We start from the raw sequence: 16,187 nt of genomic DNA, 5'->3' as shown, positions 1-16,187 counted from the left end.
TTATGGACGACCAGTATCTCGACGCGTTCATCCGCGAAAGCGAGGAAGCGATCACCGAACTGAACAACTCCCTGCTCGCCCTGGAGTCCGACCCGGAAGACGAGCAGGCGATGGAGTCGATCTTCCGGAAAGCCCACACGCTGAAGGGGAACTTCGGCGCGATGGGCTTCGAGGACGCCAGCGATCTCGCCCACGCCATCGAGGACCTCCTCGACGAGATGCGAGAGGGCAACATGGAGGTCACCCCCGAGGTGATGGACATGATCTTCGCGGGCGTCGACCAGATCGAGGTCATCGTCGGCGAGATCGAAGAACACGGCGAGTCCACGACCGATACCGACGAGATGGTCGCCGAGATCCGGGGCGTCCTCGAAGGCGGCCCCGACGCCGCCGGCGACGACGGGAGCGACGCGGCGGGCGACGCCGCCGAGGAAGCCAGCGACGACACCACCGAGAGCGAGAGCGACGCGGCCGAACCGGACGCGGATGACGACGGCGCGGACGACGACACGGACGTGACGGTCGACACCTCGGTGTTCGCGGACGCGAGCGTCGACGCCGACGAAGCCTACCACGTCCGCGTCGAGATCGGCGACAGCAACATGCTCGGCGTCGACGGCATGCTCGCCGTCGAGGCCGTCGCAGACACGTTCGGGTTGCTGGCCGCCGAGCCCGCCCGGGCGAAGATCGAGGACGGCGAGTACGAGGGCGGGTTCGACCTGCTGGTCGACGCCCCCGACACCGACGTGCTCCGTGGGAGTCTCAACAGCGTCTCCAAGATCGACGCCTTCGCCGTCGAGCACGTCGACGAGTTCGCCGACGACGACGACGGGGGCGACGACGCCGGCGCGACGGCGGCGTCGACGGACTCCTCGGTCGACGAGATCAAGTCCGTCCGCGTGGACGTGGACCGGCTCGACGAACTCCACGGCCAGGTCGAACAGCTCGTGACCAGCCGGATCAAGCTCCGCCGGGCCGTCGCCGACGGCGACATGGACGCCGCCGGGGAGAACCTCAACGAACTGGACAAGATCAGCGCCAACCTCCAGAACACGGTGATGGACATGCGCCTGATCCCGCTGAAGAAGGTCGTGGGCAAGTTCCCGCGACTCGTCCGGGACCTGGCGCGGGAACTCGACAAGGAGGTCGACTTCCGGATCGAGGGCGAGGACATCGAACTCGACCGGACGATCCTCACCGAGATCTCCGACCCGCTGATGCACATCCTCCGGAACTCGGTCGACCACGGGATCGAACCCCCCGAGGAACGCGAACGGAAGGGCAAACCCCGCGAGGGGACCGTGGAGTTGCGTGCCACGCGCGAGCGCGACCACGTCATCATCGAGGTCGAGGACGACGGCGCGGGGCTTGACGTGGCGGACATCCGCGAGCAGGCGCTGGAACACGGCGTCCGCACCGAGGAGGAACTCGAACGGATGGAGGAAGGCGAGATATACGACCTGGCCTTCCACCCCGGTCTCTCCACGAAAGACGAGGTGACCGACACCAGCGGCCGGGGCGTCGGGATGGACGTGGTCCACGACACCGTGACGCAACTGGACGGCTCCGTCTCGGTCGACTCCGAACCCGGCGAGGGGACCACCGTCTCGCTGCGCCTCCCGGTGACGATGGCCATCGTCAAGGTCCTGTTCGTGCAGGTCGGCGACGAGCAGTACGGCGTCCCGATCAAGAACATCGACGAGATCAGCCAGATGAACGGGACGAAGATCGTCAACGGCGAGGAAGTCATCGAACACAACGACGACATCTACCCCATCGTCGACATCGCCGAGGCGTTCGACGTGCCCGACGCGAAATCGAACGGCGACGGCATGCTCGTCCGGATTCGCGAGTCCGAACGGCAGGTCGCCCTGAAGTGTGACGCGGTCACCCAGCAGGAGGAAGTCGTCGTCAAGCCCCTGGAGGGCATCCTCAGCGGCACACCCGGTCTCTCGGGGACGGCGGTGCTGGGCGACGGCAACATCGTCCACATCCTCGACGTGGTGACCCTCTGAGATGACCGACAGCAGACAGGAGTCCCGCGAGGCCTTCGACGACCTGCTCGGGTACATCCAGCGCGAGGTCGGGTTCGAGACCGGCTTCTACAACGACGCCTATCTCGACCGACGGATCACCGCCCGGATGCGCCGGACCGGAGCCGACAGCTACGGCGAGTACCGCGACCAGTTGACCACGGACGACGGCGAGGCCGAGCGCCTGCTCGACTCGCTGTCGATCAACGTCACCGGCTTCTTCCGCAACCCCGAGGCCTGGACGGGCATCCGGGACGTGCTGCGCCGCCTGACCGACGAGCGCCGGTCGGTCCGGGCCTGGAGCGCCCCGTGTGCCGACGGCCGAGAGCCGTACTCGCTGGCGATGCTCGCGCTCGACGACGACGAGATCAACGCGCGCCGGCTCTCGATCCTGGGGACCGACATCAGCGACGACTCGCTGGACGTGGCCCGACGGGGCGTCTACGAGACCTCACAGACGACCGACATCGGCGAGGAACTGGCCCCCCTGGAGGACTCGACGGGGTACGTCGAACAGGACGGCGACCGGTTCCAGGTGAAAGATCGGGTGAAAGACCTCGTCGAGTTCGAGAACCACGACCTCATCAGGGGCGACCCCAAGCGCGACTTCGACCTGGTGCTCTGTCGGAACCTGTTGATCTACATCGATTCGGAGTACAAGGTCCCCATCTTCGAGACCATCGAGGGGTCGCTCCGGGGCGACGGCTACCTCGTCATCGGCATGACCGAGACGCTCCCACACGAGTGTCGGGACACGTTCGAACCGTTCGACAAACGCCACCGTATCTACCGCAAGGCATAATGTCACTCTACCAGCTCGAACGCGAGGGTGAGGTCGAGGAACTCAAGTCCGTCATCCGGACCAGCGACAACCCGGAGTTGCAGGCTCGCGCCGCCGAGATTCTGGGCGATTTCGACGAGGCGACGCTGGACGGTCACGACGTGGTGACGCCGCTCGTCGATCTGGCCCAGTCGGCCGACGACGACCGCGTGACCGCCGCCGCCATCGACGCGCTGAACCAGCTCGGAACCGACGCGATGGAGGAGTTGATCGCCGAGATGGCCGGCCTGGATCTGAACGAGGACCAGCAGGCCGACTGGGCCAAGGCCAAGGCCTTCGCCAAAGCGCTCACCGCCGACGTGCCCGAGCTCCGGATGGCCGCCGCCAACGCACTGGGCGAACTCGGGAAGACCGACGTGTTGCCCAAACTGCTCGACTCGCTCGACGATTCGGACCCCCGCGTCCGGGCGCGGGTCGCTCGCGCCTGCGGCCGGCTGGAGGACGCCCGCGCGACCGACGCCCTGATCGAACGCCTCTCGGACCCGAAAGCCGAGGTTCGCCGGGAGGCCGCCGAGGCGCTGGGGGCCATCGGCAACCGACAGGCCCTGACCGCACTACTCGAGATGTTCGACGACGAGCGCGCGCCCATCCGCCGGATCGCCGTCGGGGCGATGGGGAACTTCGGCAACTCCCGCCCGGTCGAGGGACTGGTGGGTGCCCTCAGCGACGACGACGCCTCGGTCCGCCGGACGGCGGTGTACTCGATCATCGAACTCCTCTCTAACGTGCCGACCGACCAGAGCCACGAGATCCGCGAGACCGTCGTCGAACAGCTCAACCGGACCGACGATCAGAGCGTCCTCGTGCCGATGATCGACATCTTGGAGGAGAGTACCCAGAACCGCCAGCGCCGCAACACCGCCTGGCTCCTGGGTCGGGTCGCCGACCAGGACAGCGCCGGCTACGGCCGGATCGTCGAGGCGCTGGTCGATATCCTGGACGACGAGGACCAGATGACGGCCCAGTTCGCCTCGACGAGCCTCGCCGAGATCGGCGGGGAACAGGTCGAGAGTCGTCTGCTCGAGGTCGTCGACGACACGGGCTACGACGAGAACGTCCGCGCACAGGCGGTGTTCACGCTCGGGAAGGTCGGCGGCGAGCGCACGCGCGAGCGCCTCGACGACCTCATCGACCAGACCGAGAGCGAACAGCTCAGGAAGAAGGCCTTCTCGGCCATCTCGAAGCTGGGTGGACGGGGGGTCCAGTGAGCCGCGTATCGGCAGTTCGTACGGCAGGAAGGTTAATACACGGCGAGAGCGAAAAATCCGACAGATCGATCAGGACGCATGAGCGAGGGTGAACAGAAGCTAGCCGACGACCAGGGGAAGTTCGCCCGGGTCGTCAAGGACGGTCGAAAGCTCAACGACATCGAGTGGCAGAGCGGCCGCATCATCCTCTCGAACAAGCGGATCGTCCTCGTCAGCAACGACGGTAAACGAACCATCCCGCTCTCGAACGTCGACGGCCTCAAGGGCCGAGTCGACGTCAACCAGACCATCGCCCGGGTGTCTGGCTACGTCTCCCTGCAGGTCGGCAAGGACGTGACGCTGGTCGCCCCCAACGACACCGAGGCGTTCAAGAACAAGCTCTACGGCGCACTGCTCAACCAGCAGGTCATCCTCGCGAAACACCCGGCCGTCGAGGGCGGCGTCGTCCAGGACACCCAGTGGAAGAAAGGGCGACTCAAGATCGGGGACGAGCGCGTCGAACTCGCCATCTCCGACGGCCAGTTCGTCGAGATCCCCCTCGACGACATCGGCGGCGTCGACGAGGGGAATCGGACGGTCATGGACGACGAACGCCTCGTGCTGGAGGTCGAACACACCGAGGACGACGGGACGAGCGTCCAGACCCACATCTCCGGGACGCGTCGCCACACCGTCTTCCTCAGGAGCCTGCTCCGGGAGGGCGAACAGCGCGCGGAGGTCAACGCCGACCTCAGCGAACGGGAACACGAGGTGTTGATGGCGCTGTACTCGGGCGTCTCGCCGTTCGAGATCCCCAACTTCGTCGGCATGGACGTGGAGAAAGTCGAGGAGGTGTACGACCGGCTGATCGAACTCGAGATCCTGGAGGAGGTGCGGGTTCGCAAAGAGGTCCGGCTGAAAGCCCGCGGTCGGCACATCGCCAGCGACGTGATGGACGACCGGTAGGTCAGGTGTTGACGTCTTCGAGTTTGTCGCTGACCACGATGCGACCCTTGGCGGTGAGTTCCGTCTCGTCCTGGCCGTCGGCGATCAACCCCTTGTTACGGAGGTCACCCAGCAGCATCTCGACCTGACTGGGTTCGACGTCGACGACCTTGGCCAGCGAGACGCCGGGACCGGTCGAGTAGACCGCGACCAGCAGTTCGGTCTCGTCTTCGGACAGGGAGATGTCCTTGAGGTCGGCGACGATGTCGCTGTACTCCAGCCGGAGGTACCGACCGAGAATGGACATCTTCCGCCCGGAGTCGATAGCCGCGAGCGAGGTCATCGCCTGCCCGTCCTGCATGTGCCGGACCGACAGCACTTCCCGCGGTTTCCCGTCGATCTCGCGCTGACTGCGCTCGAAACTCGTCACCGTCGAGAGATCGACGGTGAACGTCGAGTCGGGGCCCTTGAACCGGACCATCTGCGGTTTGAGGTAGAGTTTCGCCGGGTGGAACGCGGCGTCGGTGACGCGGCCACCGAGCCGCGCGGGGTGTTTGACCGTCATCGTCGTCCCGTTGAGCAGGGCCTTGAACAGCACCGTCGAGAACTTCTCGATCTTGTCGTCGCCGGCCTCGACGGCCGCGACGTGGCGGTGGTCGCCCTTCCGGAACGCGATGGTCACCGTCGAGTCGAAGAACTTCCCCAGATCCTGTGGAACGTGGCCGACGGCCACGTCGAAGATCGAGGACAGCGGGATCGTGGTCTTGCCGGCGTCGGCGGCCAGCACCAGCCGTTTCTGGCTGAGGAGGATACGCCCCGTCGCCGGTTCGGCGCGCTCGGAGGCGCTGGCGTTGAATTTGCCCACGAAGTCCGCGATCACTGATTCCGACATGCTAGGGGGAGAGTGGCGTCAGTACGCGTGGCCGCGTCTTGAGAGTTTCGCGCACGGCTGCCCGTACACTTGCCAGTGCGTAGACAGTCAAAACGTTTGTGCGCGTATCGACTCCGGAGCCGTCGGGCACTCGCAGTCACTCGGTCAGATCGTCGGCGATCGAGGAGAGACTGTCGCTCGGTTGCTCGGTCGCCTCGTAGACGGTCCGTTCACCCGGGGCGCGGAGGCCGTACTTGAACCCCTCGGTGACCACGTCCAGCAGGACGGAGCCGCCGACGGTCACGTCGGCGTCCGCGACCCACGTTTCGAGGCGGTTCTGGCCGTCACCAGGGTCTCGCGCCAGCGTCGGCGTGTCGTAGGCCCCGGTGATCTCGGGGTCGCCCTGCAGGCTCGTCTCGATGCGAGCGTGACAGGTCCGGCCGCCGAGGACGACGCGGACGACCTCGTCGGTCGGAACCGTCGCGTCGTCGGGGACGACGACTTTCGGGCGGTCGGTCCGGCCGACGCGTTCGAGACTGGCCCGGTGTGTCGCGACGGCGTCGTGATCGCTCGGGAGGCGGTCGGACACGCTACTCGTCGTCCTCGCCCTCGCCCAGCAGGTCGGCCACGTCGGTCGAACCGCGTTCGGTGATCTTGGCGTTGATCTGGCGGACTTCGTCGCTGATCTCCCGTCCGCGGACGGTCACGCGCTTGCGCTCGCCGTCGCGGGTCGGCTCGAAGCCGGTGCCGCCGTCCGAGAGCAGGGACGTGAGGTTCGGTCCGCGCACGTCCGACCGCATCGGTCGGCCCGCGTTGTCCGAACCACCCGTGAGTTCGAGCGTGTAGCCGTCGAGGCCGACGGCCGTGCCGTCGACTTCGTCGCCGAGTTCACGGCCCATGAAGCGGTTCGCGTCCTGTCCGTCCACGTCGATCTGATGAGTGTCGCCGCTCTCGGGGTCCGCGACGACGACGGTGAAATCTGCCATTGGTGCCCGAATCCAGACCGTGCCGAATAAAAAGCCCGTCGGAACGCACCTGCCCCAGCCTCGCCCACCGGAACCGACAGGTCACGACTGTGCCATTACATCCGATGTGCCTCGATAGTTCTTTATGAACAATGGAAACAGTTTTGTCCCTTTGTTTCCCGCTACCACCCATGGTAGACGTAAAGATAGACAGACGGGTCGGACTGCTCGTGCTGTCACTGGTCCTGGTGTTCGGCGGCGGCGCACTGGGCTACTGGGGGCACACTGCGGGCGGTTCGGTCTCGGTACAGGACGTACAGTTCGAGGGGACGAACGGCACGACGATGTCGGGGCACCTCTACGTCCCCGAGGGAGTCTCGGCGGAGAACCCCGCGCCGGGCGTGCTGGCCGTCCACGGCTACATCAACACGAAGCAGGTCCAGGCACCGTTCGCGACCGAGTACGCCAGACGCGGGTACGTGGTGCTGGCGCTGGACCAGACGGGCCACGGCGGCTCGGAGCCGCCGGCGTTCGCCAACGCCTTCGGCGGCCCCGACGGGTTGGCCTACCTGCAATCACGGTCGATGGTCGCGAACGACTCCATCGCGCTGAGCGGCCACTCGATGGGTGGCTGGGCCATCACCGCCGCGGCGGCCGTCCACCCGCGGAAGTACGACGCGGCCATCTACCAGGGGTCCGGCCCGGGGCCGATCCCCGGCTTCCCGATCCCGAACGCGACCGCGCCCAACGGGAGCGCGACCTTCCCGCGGAACGTCGGCGTCGTCTTCGCCGAGTACGACGAGTTCCACTGGCTGATGTGGGGCGCGCCCTCGGCCGACAGCGCGGCGGTCCGGAGCGCGACCAAGACGAAAGCCGTCTTCGGCGCCGAGAGCGCCGTCGAGGAGGGGCAGATCTACGGGAGCGTCGAGTCGGGATCGGCCCGGAAGCTGACCACGCCGGCGACGACCCACCCCGGCACCCACCTCTCCGGAGCGGCGGTTGCGGACTCCGTCGAGTGGCTCCAGCGAACCGTCCCGACCGAGACCGACCTGTCCCCGACGAATCAGGTCTGGTACTGGAAGGAAGTCGGGACCCTGCTGGCCCTGTTCGGGGCCGTCCTGTTCGTGTTCCCGGCGGGGAGTCTCCTGCTCGACCGTGATCCGTTCGCGGCGGCGGTCGGCGCCGTGCCCGACGCCGTCACCGAACGGGGCGGCTGGTGGTACGCCAACGCCGCCGTCGCCGCGATTCTCCCGGCGCTGACCTACTACCCCGCGATGATCCTGGGCGATCAGATGCTGTCGGCCAACGCCATCTTCCCACAGACGATCACCAACGGCGTGGCGATCTGGGCGCTGGTGAACACGCTGCTGACCGTTGCCCTCGTAGGTATCTGGCACGTTCGGCGGGACGGCGACGGCGACGCGCTGACCCAGTTGGGGCTGGGGACCGGCGAGCGCGGTGGCGCGGTCGTCCGTGCGCTGGGCGTGGCCGTCGCGGTCGTCGGCGCGGTGTACCTGTCGCTGGTCGTCGTGGCCACGCTGTTCAACGTCGACTACCGGTTCTGGTTCGTCGCGCTGAAACTGCTCCAGCCGTGGCACGTCGGGGCCTTCCTGGTCTACCTGCCGGTGTTCGGCGCGTTCTTCGTGGCGCTGGGCGCCCTCCTGCACGGCCGCCTCCGGACGCCGGCGACCACCACGTCGCTCCGGCGCGCGATGGCGACCAACACCGTCATCGTCGTCGGCGGGTTCGTCCTGCTCGTGGCGGCCCAGTACGTGCCGCTCCTGCTGGGCCACGCGCTCGCGGCCCCACCGCTGGCGCTGTACGCCATCGTCTCGCTATCCTTCCTGCCCGTGTTGACCGCGGCGGCAGTGATCTCGACGTACTTCTACCACCGGACCGGGCGGGTCTGGACTGGGGCGTTCGTCAACGCCGTGTTGATCACGTGGTTCCTCGTCGCGAGTACGGCGACGCAGGCCCCGATCTGACCCGAGACGGCTTCGAGAACGTCAAGTGTGTCCGGTCCGGATTCCGCGTGTGGACCGAGATTCGCTGGAACGTGAACTGGGAACGGTCTTCGGGGGGACCGAGCAGGCGCGACGCGTCGTGGCGCGGCAGGCCCGCGACCTGGCCGACGCCGGGAAGATCGAGGCCGAACTGGGCTTCGAGTTGACCGTCGACGCCGTCATCGACAACCTCGAAGACGCGCCCGACGACTACGGCCTGGCCGAGCGCTGGAACTGGTGGCTCGACTCGCTGGAACTCTCACACGGCGGGTACAACCGATTTCGGGTTCGTCCGGACGCTGTGGAGGAGTAGGGAGGTTCGACCCCTAGGGAGAACCTCCGGAATGCGAGCGGTGACAATGGAACCGCGAGCAGGGCGACGCGACCGCAGGGAGCGTCGCCGAACACGCGAACGGCGACCAGAGGGAGCGTCGCCGGACGTGCGAGCGGTGACGACGGAGCCGCGAGCAGGGCGACGCGAACGGCCGACCACCACGGCCTTGAGTGGGGGACTCCTACCGACGACAACATGGCCGATCCGGACGCGGAGGTGACACCGGACGCGTCGGCGCGACGCCGAACAGCCGCGGAACCCGACGCCACGGCGGCCGGCGACCGGGAGTCTGCCACCGGCGACGACGGCCGGGCGGCCGGCGCGGGGACCGACGACAGCTGGCTCCGCCTCCGCGTCGCCTGGCGACTCCTCGTCGTCGTCCGGCAGTTCCTCCCGCTCGTCCTCGCCTACGCCCGTGACCGCCGGCGCTTCCTGCTGTTCGGGCGCGGTCGGGAGGTCGATCCCGAGACGCAGGTCGACCGCGCCGAGGAACTGCTGGACACGCTGGTGGCGCTCGGCCCGACGTTCATCAAGGTCGGCCAGATCCTCTCGACCCGGCCCGACGTACTCCCCGGCCCGTACATCGTCGTCCTCCAGCGGCTACAGGACCGCGTGCCCCCGGCCGCGTGGGACGAGATCGAACCCATCGTCGAGGCCGAACTCGGGCCCGTCGACGAGGCCTTCGACACCTTCGACACCGAACCCATCAGCGGCGCGAGTCTCGGCCAGGTGTACACCGCGCGACTGGACGGCCAGCGCGTCGCGGTGAAGGTCCTGCGGCCGAACATCCGCCGGCGCGTCGCCGCCGACCTCCGGGTGATCGAGACGCTCACGCCGCTGTTGATCCGGGGGGCCGAGCCGGGACAGGCGTTCACCCTCGAAAATCTCGCCGACGAGTTCTCGACGACCATCCGCGAGGAGATGGACTACGTCCACGAGGCCCGGATGCTTCGAACGGTGCGGGCGAACTTCGCGGACGACGACCGCGTGCGGGTCCCCGAGCCAATCGACTCCCACTCCGGGCCCCGCGTCCTGACCATGGAGTACGTCGAGGGGACGAAGATCACCGACGTGGAGCGCCTGGACGCAATGGGGATCGACCGGCAGGCCCTGGTGGAGCGACTCTTTCGGGCCTACATCGAGATGGTCCTGGAACAGGGAGTGTTCCACGCCGACCCTCACCCGGGGAACCTGGCGGTGCAGGGCGACGGCACCATCGTCTTCTACGACTTCGGGATCACCGGCACGGTCGACGAGCGCCTGCAGGAGCAGATCTTCGATTTCTACGTCTCGGTGGCCCGGGACGACGTGGACGGGATCATCGACTCGTTCGTCGCCATGGGCGCGCTCGACCCGACCGCGGATCGCCGGCTCCTGCGGGAGATGTTCGAGATCGTCATCGAGAGCTTCCGTGGCAAAGACATCGACCAGTATCGCGTCCAGCAACTCGTCGCGGACTTCCAGGCCGAACTGTACGAGTTCCCGCTCCGTCTCCCCCAGGACCTGGCGCTGATCGTCCGGATCACGACGGTACTGGAGGGGGTCTGCCGGACGCTCGATCCCGACTTCGACCTGATCGAACTGGTCACCGAGTACGTCCGCTCGGAGGGGTACGCGAGCCAGGGGGCCCGGGAACTGCTCGACCGCGCCGGCGACGAGTTGCGGGCCACGACCGAGGCCCTGCTGGTGACCGGCCCGAAGCTGGAGCGCGCCCTCGACCGCACGAACAGGGGCGATCTCACCGTCAGGACGGCGCTGGGCGACGAGAACGGCCTGTTCGATCAGCTCGCGAAGCAGGCCGTCCTCGGGCTCGGGTTCGTCGCGTCGGTGTTCGCCGCGCTCGTCCTGTTCGTCGCTGGCGACCGGACGGCCGCCACCGTCGCCGGACTCGGCGCTCCGCTCGCGCTCGCGCTCCTCTACCTGTCGCTCCGGCGTCGGTCGGGGATCAGCGCGGAGCCACAGTTCACCCGTCAGAACCTCCGGGCGCGTGAGAGCGCGCGCGAAGACGAGGGGTACGCGACCGCCTACGGAAACGTCGACGGCGACGGTGAGGAGTAGGGCAGATCGACACGCGAGAACCCCACGCAGGCTTCTCGACGTGAACCAACGCAGTCAAACGCCGGGGCGAGTTAGGTGTCGGCAATGAATCTGCGGTTCCTCGGTGGTGCTGGCGAGGTCGGCCGGAGCGCCATCCTCGTCAACGACCGACTCCTGCTGGATTTCGGGACGAAAACCGGCGATCCCCCCCAGTTTCCCGTGGACTCGCCCGATCCCGACGCCGTCGTCGTCAGCCACGGCCACCTCGACCACGTCGGGTCGATCCCCTCCCTGCTCTCCGGTGACCGCCGACCCCCGATCCACTGGACGCCGCCGACGCGAGAGTTGACGCTGACGCTGGCGCGAGACACGCTGAAACTCCACGGCGGGACGTACGACTGCCCGTTCACCGAGGAGGAGGTCCGCCGGGTCACGCAGGTCTCCGAGACCCACGGTTACCGCGAACCCTTCACGGCCGCAGGGCACGAGATCACGTTCTACAACGCCGGCCACATCCCCGGGAGCGCGCACGTCCTCGTCGACGACGGCGAGACGCGCCTGCTCTACACCGCCGACTTTCACACGTCCCCACAACGGCTGGTGGCAGGCACCACCGCCCGCCCGGATGCGGACGCGGTGATCTGTGAGAGCACCTACAGCGATGTCGAACACGAGGCACGATCCGCGGTCGAGGAGGCGTTCGCCGAGAGCGTCAAAACGACGATCTGGGAGGGCGGCACGGTGGTCGTGCCGGCGTTCGCCATCGGCCGCACCCAGGAGATGCTCATGATCTGTGACGCGTACGACATCCCCTGTTACGTCGACGGGATGGGCACGGACGTGACCGAGATGCTCCTGCGCAACCCCGCGTTCGTCCGGGATGCCGACGCGCTCCGGCGGGCGAAGTCCCACGCTCGCTTCGTCACCGGCCGCGATGGCCAGCGCAAACGGATCGCGGACCAGAACACCGCGATCATCACGACGAGCGGGATGCTCTCCGGCGGACCCGCGATGACCTACATTCCGGAGATTCGGGACCGCCCGGTGAACAAGATCGCCATGACGGGCTACCAGGTCGAGGGCACGCCCGGTCGCGAGTTACTCGAAACCGGGAGCGCGGAGATCGACGGCCGCGTCATGCCCGTCGCCGCGGGGGTCGAACAGTACGACTTCTCCGCCCACGCCGACCGCGAGGGCCTGCTGGCGTTTCTGGACGCGTACCAGGACACGGAGATTCTCGTCAACCACGGCGACCGCTGTGGCGCCTTCGCCGACGAACTCGCGGGTGTCGGGTATCGGGCCTCGGCACCCGATATCGGGGAGACCGTCTCCCTGTAGAATCGGCGATAGCACGGAGACCGGTCTCGCGGGCGAGGTCGACGCCCGACCATCACACCCCTGACACGTACAGTGTTCGCTCGAATAGCGAACAGCAGTTACAGTGTTGGTTATTCACCGGTGGAGTGCTTACCTGCACAGCTTTGTTTTATGTGTGAGCCTTTACAATCGTCCCAAAATTTAAAATGTGTTTTGTGAGTGTACACTGACGGTATGGTAGACGATAGCGAACTGCCGGCAGAGACACGGCGGGACGTGCTGAAGTATCTCGGCGCGGCCGCCGGGTTGGGAGTCGTCGGGAGCCAGACTGCGACGAATCCGTTCGCGCATCCGGTCGCGGCGCTACAGAGCGACGAGGACGCCTTCGAGAGCGACGAGCGGCGGATCGAGTCCTTCGACGGGACGGAACTCGACACGACGTTCTACGAACCGACCGCCGACGGGCCACATCCCGCGATCTTGATGACCCACGGCTGGGGCGGGAACAAGACGGACCTCCAGCCGCTCGCGTCGGTGTACGCGAGCAACGGTTTCGTCGTGCTGGCGTACACGTCCCGCGGGTTCGGACAGGGCGGGGACTCCGGGGGCTCCGGTGGCGAGGTCCACTCGACGAGCGAACTCGAACAGCAGGACGCCAGCGCGTTGATCGACTACCTGGCCCAGCAGGACGCGGTCGTGACCGACGGCGAGAACAACCCCCGGATCGGGATGGACGGCACCTCCTACGGCGGCGGGATCCAGATGCGGACGGCGTCGGTCGACGACCGACTCGACGCCATCGTGCCGCGGGCGACCTGGAACAACCTCGCACAGTCGCTCGCGCCGAACGGCGTGATCAAGCGCGGGTGGATCGAAGCCCTCGAATACGGCGCACAGACCGGCAACATCGCGCCGGAGAACTCCGAGACGACCGCGGGTATCCTCGAACGTGGACGCATGACAGAGGACGACCGCGAGTACTACCGACAGCGTTCTCCGGTCACCTACGACGCGATCGAGGACACGCCGGCGCTTCTGATCCCCGAGTTGACCGACCAGCTGTTCCCGATCAACGAGGGGGTACGCAACTTCCGCAAGCTCCAGACCGACGGGAGTCAGGTGACGCTGTTGCTCGGCCAGGACGGGACACACATCCTCGGCCAGCCCGACAGCTACCCGCCGGGCTCGGAGACGTCCCGGCAGTTCGTCGGACAGATGGCCCTCCAGTGGCAGGAGGCACACCTCAAGGACGGCGATCTCGACGTGTCGACGCTGCACTACTACGACGCATCCGCCGACGCGTTCGAGGCTGCCGAGGAGTTCCCCCCACATCCCGAGCGGTCGACGACCGGGACGGTCTCCGAACCGGTCCAGCTCAGCGGTGCGGACGGCAACGTGGCCAGCGTCGACGTCGAGATCGAGGAGTCGACGGAGATTCTGGGGCTCCCGACACTCACGCTCGACGCCACGCCGACCGGCGACGGCCGGAGCCACCTGTTCGTCGCGCTCCAGCGCGTCCGTGACGGCGAGGCCACGACGATCAAACAGCGGGTGACGCCGCTGGCAGTCACGGAAGCCGGCGAGATCGAACTCGAACTGTTCGGCGTCCACGCGAATCTCGCGGCCGGTGACAGACTCCGGGTGGCGATGAGCGCCCGCGAGGACGCCCTCACGTCGGCGGCGGTCAACGACCTCTTTGGCGGGTCGCTGTACCGGCCTTCGGACGACAACGCAGGGATCGAGATCAGCGGCGACTCCGAGGTGCAACTGTCGGTCCCGGCGAGTCAGGAACTCCCGGCGGCCGGCACTGTCGGCGGCACGGACGGCGGCGAGATGGACGGGACCGAGGGAACGGAGAGTACCGAGGCGATGGGGAGTCCCGAGGGAACGGACGGCGGCGGTGGAATGGATGGAGGCACCACCGGCGACGGGACGACGACCAGCGGGAGCGGCCCCGGCTTCGGAATCCCGGCCGCCGTCGGCGGCGCGAGTGGGCTCGGCTACCTGCTCTCACAGCGGTTGGGTCGCACCGAATCCACGGCGGTCGACTCCGAGGCCGACGACTGAGCGCCCGCTCCGGGACCCAGCGGCACCACCTCAGTGAAGGGGCAGGCGGTCGTCCCACCGCAAGGGCTTCGTCGTCCCGAGCCTCTGGTTACCAGGTCGCGAAGACACCGTGCGGATCACGCGATCTCGGGCGAGCGCCAGGGTGACCCGCGAACCGGGGGCCTCTGTCGAATCAGCGGTCTCTATCCTGACTTCCAGACGGAGGGATTCGTCAACGTGGACGCCGCTATGGCCGGCATCGCTCACAGTGCCCCGAAACCGACCGTCCATCCGAGAGGGAGAGATCGTTCGTAGTCGTCGATACGGCGGCCCGGCCGACGCCTGCCAGCCCAATCAGAGGTACCGTCCTTCCGGGCGGAAGCGGTGGAACAGGAGTCGGTTCGGGAGGTTTACCGAGGCGAGTACCTGATAGTGGTATCCGACACTGTTCGTAACCGTGAACACGACCGCGAGGAGTATCACGAGGACAGTCGTCAGAAGTGTCGGGTTGGTCGTTCCGTCTTCACCGCCGGATACACAGGAGCCGAGGTAGGCGAGAGACATCCTGAATGGACCGGGCGTCGTTTCGTCGGCACCGATTTTCGGGATACGCTGGCCGGGATACTTATTAGCCAGCCAAGCCTCCGACTGACCGTACCGAAAGAATCGGCGCGTGTTGGTCCCCAGGGAGTCCCAGGTTGCTGTCGTGTGTTCGACTACCGCATTCGGGCACGTGTGTCCAGTATAGCCACCCTCGGTCAACCGGAGGCCGATATCCACGTCACCGCCGGAGAAGGGGATTGGGTTTTCGGTGTCGAACCCACCGACCGACAGCGCCGCTGACCGGGAGAGAAGCGCATTGGCGGTCGGTGCCCACTCAACCGTCTGCTCGTGGCTGGCCGCGTCAAACGGAACGGACGCGAGCGCGCGCCCTGCGTCGAACACCGGCGAGCGCTCACCGACGAATTTTACCCGACCGTACAGCGCGCCAAGGTCCTCATCCTCGTTCGCAGCCAGTCCTTCAGCGTACGCGGTAAACACGTCTCTGGCGACCCGGCAGTCGTCGTCGGTAAACAACACCCACTCTGTCCCGCTAGTTTCGAGGATCGCCTGCCGATTCTCGTGTGTCGACCCCGCGGTTTCGACCCACTCGGCGGATTGAACCGCGTCGAACGCGACTTCGTCGAGAGCGCGAGGCCGTTCGGCACTCGCAACCACGACCGAGACCGTGCCGTCGTATGCCGTCGCCGCTGTCTCCACGGACTGGAGAGTCTCGGCGAGGTACTCACGACCGACAGTGGGGATACCAACTGTCAGTTCGGGATGATCGGTCATTTCTCCCCCACCCGGAAAGCCGTCGCTGACTGAGAGTGTCCCGCGCGGCGGTTAGCGGCAGTCAGTGTCGACAGTCCGCACATGAAATCACATCCCATCGTACTGTCCACGTCTCCTAACCCCGAGTTATAATCTTGCTTTTGCATAGGAACGCCGTACGATAGAAAGACCTATTTGATATAAACGGTGTTGAAAAAGAAATTGAGCTAGTCTCAATCGGTGTTCAGACGGAGGAGAGGTGGAGACTCAACCCCAGTTATTAGTAGACGAGAC

At 66.8% G+C, this 16,187-nt stretch carries 13 protein-coding genes; 9 read left to right on the top strand and 4 right to left on the bottom strand.

Annotated features, from left to right (window positions below; translation table 11 throughout):
• The first annotated feature begins 2 nt into the window (after positions 1-2).
• From cheA to ACOZ4N_RS16575, 4 genes are all read left to right on the top strand, one after another.
• Entirely contained in the window at positions 3-2,015 is a 2,013-nt protein-coding gene (gene cheA / locus ACOZ4N_RS16590; protein WP_424017471.1) for a chemotaxis protein CheA, read from the top strand.
• Between the two features lies 1 nt (position 2,016).
• On the top strand, positions 2,017-2,835 hold the full coding sequence (locus ACOZ4N_RS16585; RefSeq protein ID WP_424017470.1) for a CheR family methyltransferase: 819 nt from the start codon (positions 2,017-2,019) through the stop codon (positions 2,833-2,835).
• A complete protein-coding gene (locus ACOZ4N_RS16580; RefSeq protein ID WP_424017469.1) occupies positions 2,835-4,082 on the top strand; it encodes a HEAT repeat domain-containing protein in 1,248 nt (415 codons plus the stop codon). The genes ACOZ4N_RS16585 and ACOZ4N_RS16580 overlap by 1 nt, the downstream gene beginning before the upstream one ends.
• 78 nt (positions 4,083-4,160) lie before the next feature.
• Positions 4,161-5,027: a CheF family chemotaxis protein gene (locus tag ACOZ4N_RS16575; RefSeq protein WP_424017468.1), complete on the top strand. Its 867-nt coding sequence runs from the start codon at positions 4,161-4,163 to the stop codon at positions 5,025-5,027.
• A 1-nt stretch (position 5,028) separates the two neighbouring features.
• Here ACOZ4N_RS16575 and ACOZ4N_RS16570 read toward each other — a convergent pair whose 3' ends face one another.
• The 3 genes from ACOZ4N_RS16570 to ACOZ4N_RS16560 form a co-directional block, all read right to left on the bottom strand.
• Positions 5,029-5,898: a CheF family chemotaxis protein gene (locus ACOZ4N_RS16570; protein WP_424017467.1), complete on the bottom strand. Its 870-nt coding sequence runs from the start codon at positions 5,896-5,898 to the stop codon at positions 5,029-5,031.
• 136 nt (positions 5,899-6,034) lie between these two features.
• Positions 6,035-6,466 (bottom strand): DUF7112 family protein, encoded by a 432-nt coding sequence (locus tag ACOZ4N_RS16565; protein WP_424017466.1) that lies wholly within the window; start codon positions 6,464-6,466, stop codon positions 6,035-6,037.
• A 1-nt stretch (position 6,467) separates the two neighbouring features.
• A complete protein-coding gene (locus ACOZ4N_RS16560; RefSeq protein ID WP_424017465.1) occupies positions 6,468-6,863 on the bottom strand; it encodes a 30S ribosomal protein S6e in 396 nt (131 codons plus the stop codon).
• 170 nt (positions 6,864-7,033) lie between these two features.
• Here ACOZ4N_RS16560 and ACOZ4N_RS16555 point away from each other — a divergent pair, with 170 nt between their 5' ends.
• The 5 genes from ACOZ4N_RS16555 (at position 7,034) to ACOZ4N_RS16535 (ending at position 14,600) form a co-directional block, all read left to right on the top strand.
• Positions 7,034-8,827: an alpha/beta hydrolase family protein gene (locus tag ACOZ4N_RS16555; RefSeq protein WP_424017464.1), complete on the top strand. Its 1,794-nt coding sequence runs from the start codon at positions 7,034-7,036 to the stop codon at positions 8,825-8,827.
• Positions 8,828-8,876: 49 nt separating this feature from the next.
• Positions 8,877-9,158 carry a hypothetical protein gene (locus ACOZ4N_RS16550; RefSeq protein ID WP_424017463.1) on the top strand — a complete coding sequence of 94 codons (282 nt, stop codon included), beginning with the start codon at positions 8,877-8,879 and terminating at the stop codon, positions 9,156-9,158.
• A gap of 216 nt (positions 9,159-9,374) precedes the next feature.
• Positions 9,375-11,237: an ABC1 kinase family protein gene (locus tag ACOZ4N_RS16545; protein ID WP_424017462.1), complete on the top strand. Its 1,863-nt coding sequence runs from the start codon at positions 9,375-9,377 to the stop codon at positions 11,235-11,237.
• An 84-nt stretch (positions 11,238-11,321) separates the two neighbouring features.
• A complete protein-coding gene (locus ACOZ4N_RS16540) occupies positions 11,322-12,554 on the top strand; it encodes an MBL fold metallo-hydrolase (protein ID WP_424017461.1) in 1,233 nt (410 codons plus the stop codon).
• A 213-nt stretch (positions 12,555-12,767) separates the two neighbouring features.
• Positions 12,768-14,600, top strand: coding sequence for a CocE/NonD family hydrolase (locus ACOZ4N_RS16535; protein WP_424017460.1), 1,833 nt, complete (start codon positions 12,768-12,770; stop codon positions 14,598-14,600).
• A gap of 333 nt (positions 14,601-14,933) precedes the next feature.
• Here the strand turns inward: ACOZ4N_RS16535 and ACOZ4N_RS16530 are convergent, their stop codons facing one another.
• On the bottom strand, positions 14,934-15,914 hold the full coding sequence (locus tag ACOZ4N_RS16530; protein WP_424017459.1) for a glycosyltransferase family 2 protein: 981 nt from the start codon (positions 15,912-15,914) through the stop codon (positions 14,934-14,936).
• Between the last annotated feature and the right edge of the window lie 273 nt (positions 15,915-16,187).

The sequence above is a fragment of the Halorientalis pallida genome (assembly GCF_049605515.1).
Classification (GTDB): Archaea; Halobacteriota; Halobacteria; order Halobacteriales; family Haloarculaceae; genus Halorientalis; species Halorientalis pallida_A.
The sequence above is the reverse complement of the archived record's forward strand: the minus strand, read 5'-3'. Positions and strand labels throughout refer to the sequence as shown.

Bases quoted from the DNA above. Each gene is read 5' to 3' on its own strand.
- cheA (WP_424017471.1), top strand. From the start codon at position 3: ATGGACGACCAGTATCTCGACGCGTTCATCCGCGAAAGCGAGGAAGCG.
- ACOZ4N_RS16585 (WP_424017470.1), top strand. From the start codon at position 2,017: ATGACCGACAGCAGACAGGAGTCCCGCGAGGCCTTCGACGACCTGCTC.
- ACOZ4N_RS16580 (WP_424017469.1), top strand. From the start codon at position 2,835: ATGTCACTCTACCAGCTCGAACGCGAGGGTGAGGTCGAGGAACTCAAG.
- ACOZ4N_RS16575 (WP_424017468.1), top strand. From the start codon at position 4,161: ATGAGCGAGGGTGAACAGAAGCTAGCCGACGACCAGGGGAAGTTCGCC.
- ACOZ4N_RS16570 (WP_424017467.1), bottom strand. From the start codon at position 5,898: ATGTCGGAATCAGTGATCGCGGACTTCGTGGGCAAATTCAACGCCAGC.
- ACOZ4N_RS16560 (WP_424017465.1), bottom strand. From the start codon at position 6,863: ATGGCAGATTTCACCGTCGTCGTCGCGGACCCCGAGAGCGGCGACACT.
- ACOZ4N_RS16555 (WP_424017464.1), top strand. From the start codon at position 7,034: ATGGTAGACGTAAAGATAGACAGACGGGTCGGACTGCTCGTGCTGTCA.
- ACOZ4N_RS16545 (WP_424017462.1), top strand. From the start codon at position 9,375: ATGGCCGATCCGGACGCGGAGGTGACACCGGACGCGTCGGCGCGACGC.
- ACOZ4N_RS16540 (WP_424017461.1), top strand. From the start codon at position 11,322: ATGAATCTGCGGTTCCTCGGTGGTGCTGGCGAGGTCGGCCGGAGCGCC.
- ACOZ4N_RS16535 (WP_424017460.1), top strand. From the start codon at position 12,768: ATGGTAGACGATAGCGAACTGCCGGCAGAGACACGGCGGGACGTGCTG.
- ACOZ4N_RS16530 (WP_424017459.1), bottom strand. From the start codon at position 15,914: ATGACCGATCATCCCGAACTGACAGTTGGTATCCCCACTGTCGGTCGT.